This is a genomic window from uncultured Serinicoccus sp. (assembly GCF_947487915.1).
Classification (GTDB): Bacteria; Actinomycetota; Actinomycetes; order Actinomycetales; family Dermatophilaceae; genus Ornithinicoccus.
In genome coordinates, this window is sequence record NZ_CANKYH010000025.1 from 1 (window position 1) to 2,834 (window position 2,834).

The 2,834-nt window shown below is 66.3% G+C and carries 3 protein-coding genes; 1 reads left to right on the forward strand and 2 read right to left on the reverse strand.

From position 1 onward, the window contains the following. Positions 1 to 311: 311 nt before the first annotated feature. Positions 312 to 1,631: an ISL3 family transposase gene (locus tag Q0795_RS17040; RefSeq protein WP_298891738.1), complete on the reverse strand. Its 1,320-nt coding sequence runs from the start codon at positions 1,629 to 1,631 to the stop codon at positions 312 to 314. Between the two features lie 101 nt (positions 1,632 to 1,732). Further along, entirely contained in the window at positions 1,733 to 1,969 is a 237-nt protein-coding gene (locus tag Q0795_RS17045) for a hypothetical protein (RefSeq protein WP_298891740.1), read from the reverse strand. A gap of 285 nt (positions 1,970 to 2,254) precedes the next feature. On the opposite strand from Q0795_RS17045, the gene Q0795_RS17050 reads away from it, so the two are divergent. After that, positions 2,255 to 2,602, forward strand: a complete 348-nt coding sequence (locus tag Q0795_RS17050) for an Lsr2 family protein (RefSeq protein WP_298891741.1) — start codon at positions 2,255 to 2,257, stop codon at positions 2,600 to 2,602. The last annotated feature ends 232 nt before the right edge of the window (positions 2,603 to 2,834 follow it).

A 2,834-nucleotide genomic window follows, 5' to 3' on the forward strand; every position in this document is an offset into this window, starting at 1 on the left:
ATTGAGAGCGTCCCGCCGGGCACCTAAACCGAGTCTGGCCCGACCCGATCATGAAGGGAAGTCTCCTAGTAGCCGCTGGTAGTCCGTCCTGGCGCGGTCGCATCGCGCGCTCTGTTCAGATGGACTGCCGTGGGCCCTTAGCGATTTCGAGGCACAGCCCGCCAGCAGGACGACGGGGGGGGCAGGCCTGCACGAACGTCAGTCACCAGCGGCTCGGGTTTCCGCGCGCTTATGCGGCTCTTCCCAGTTGCGGTGGGGGTCATAGGTTTAGTGGCTCTTCCCAGTTGCGGTGGGGGTCATAGGTTTAGTCCTCAGCCGATGAGGAGCATGCGGAGTCTGTAGTTGGACCGGTTTTTGAAGCGTCGGGCGAGTCGGCGGTGGAGTTCGATGAGGCCGTTGATCGCTTCGGTGCCGCCGTTGGTGGCGCCGGTGGTGAAGTAGGCCAGGAACGCCTCTTTCCATTTGCGCAGGGTCCGGCCCAGGCGGGCGATCTCGGGGATCGGACAGCTTGGGAAGATGGCGAGGATGCGCTCGGCGATCGTCCGGCCTTCTGATTTATCGACCTGCTTGTAGGCGGCGCGCAGCTGCTGGGCGCGCTGCCAGGTCAGGTCGACGACCTCGTGCTCGGGGCGAGCGGCGAACGCCCGCTCGATCCGGGCGCGCTGCTTGTCGGTGAGGTTCTCGGCCCCGGCGCGCAGGATGGTCTGGATCCCGTACAGCGGGTCGCCCTTGCGGCCGCGGTGGCCGGTGGTCGCCTGCTGCACCCGACGTCTGACCTCATCGACGCATTTGGTGCCCAGGGCGACGACGTGGAAGACGTCCAGGACCGCGGTCGCGTCCTCGAGCTCGTCGTCGATCGCGGCCTTGTATCCGTGGAACGGGTCGAGGGTGGCGACCTTGACGCCGGCGGTGAAGCCCCCGCCGCGTTCGGTGAGCCAGTCGGCGTAGGCCTTCTTCGACCTGCCTGGAACCAGGTCGAGCAACCGGGCCCTGACCTGCCCGTTCTCATCGCAGGTCAGGTCGACCATGCCGGTTAGCTCCTTCGGTCCGCGGCCTCCGTCCTCTGGCGCCTTGGTGGACACGTGGTGCCACACGTGCTCGTCGACCCCGAGGATGGCGACCCCGGTGAAGCGCGACTCATCAGCCGCGGCCACGGCCAGGATGGGCTCGACCCCGGACCAGACGGTGTCCCACCCGAGGCCGAGCTGGCGGGCCAGGCCGTGCACCGTGGCGTGCTCGCGCCGCAGCTGCCCGACCGCCCAGGACCGGGCCCGGGTCGTCCACGTCGAGCGCGGCGGTGCCAGGTGCTCGTCGGTCTCGGTGAACGAGCGCCGCGAGCACGCCACCTCACGGCAGGCCCATGTCCGCTTCACCCACACCAGCCGCACCGGGACACCGAACGCCGGGATGTCGACCAACCGGTGCTCGCGCCGGCCCCGCGAGCTTGCGCGTACCCCGCAGTCCGGGCACCCGACCGGGCCTGGCGGTGACTCCACCCGCACGACCAGTCCGTCCTGGCCACGCTCGACGTCCAGGACGTGATAGCCCTCCAGCCCGACGAGCAGGTCACAGTTGGTGCAGTAGTCGCTGGCCGGGCCCTGGGCACGGCAGCACGACGTAGGGTGGTTCATCGTCGAGGTCCTCAGGGTTCTCGGAATGCTTGGTCGCTTCCGATCTTGAGGACCTCGACCCCCCTCACCCCGACAACCGCCCCGTTCGGCGCGTCACACCCTCACCCCACCGCAACTGGGAAGACCCGCTTATGCCGCAGCTCTCTTTGAACGCGAACGAGCAGCGTAATTCCGGATGCAATGGTGATCAGCAGAAGCGTGCCGAGGATGTAGAGAATCAGCGGACGCTCAACGGTGGCCACAAGTACTGGTACGCCCACGAGCATGATCACCAACCCTGCCACCAGAAGTAGGACCACCCTCTTTGAAGCGCTGCCCTCAATTAGATCCTTGGCCATACACCCACCTCCTCCCATAGTGCGCGGCCCAAGGTACCTGCGCCAGGAGCCAGGGACCAGAGACGTGTAGGCCCGACGTCCTGAACTGCCGCGGCGAGGACGGACGGGGCGCTGGGCATTCGCGTTGCAGATGGTCGGAGATCAGCTGGCCCTTCGAGAGGTTTCGCGCGAGAATCGGTCCGCCCACAGTTTGTTCGGGGCTAAGTCCTGGGTACGGTGGAAGGCACGCAGCTCACCCGTTCGGGTGCGCACATACCTGACCATCCCGTTGAGAAGGAACTCCCCATGGCGCAGCGTGTCGTTACCCATTTTGTCTCCGACCTCTCTGGGGAGGAGTTGGGCAAGGAAGGCGAGACCGTCACCTTCGGCTGGAAGGGCAGCACCTACGAGGTTGACTTGTCCATCGATGAGGCAGCGGAACTTGCCAGTCTTCTGCAGCCCTACCTCAAGGCCGGGCGCAAGGTGTCTGGTGGCACACGCAGGGCCAGTGCCAGCAACAGTGCGAGTCAGCAGGACCGGGAGCGCACGAGGGCGATCCGGGAGTGGGCGAAGGAGAACGGGCACTCCGTCTCTGACCGTGGACGCATCTCCGCCGAGGTCGTTGCCGCTTACGAGGCTGCGCAGAAGGGCTGAGTGGGCCGCGCACGCCTCGGCTCGTGACCGTGCCACGCCATGGCTTGGCATAGTTGCTCAGAGTCTTGGCGCTTTGAGCGGGGAGCGTGGGTGGCGTCACCTCAGCTAGAGGGAAACGGGCTCCGAACCAGAACGTGGCTTGCAGGTCTCGAATCTGAAGCGCCCCAGCTTTGCGGCCGCTCCTATACGGGTTCCGGCTCTCGATTGAGGGCGGTGTAGTAGGTCTGCTCGA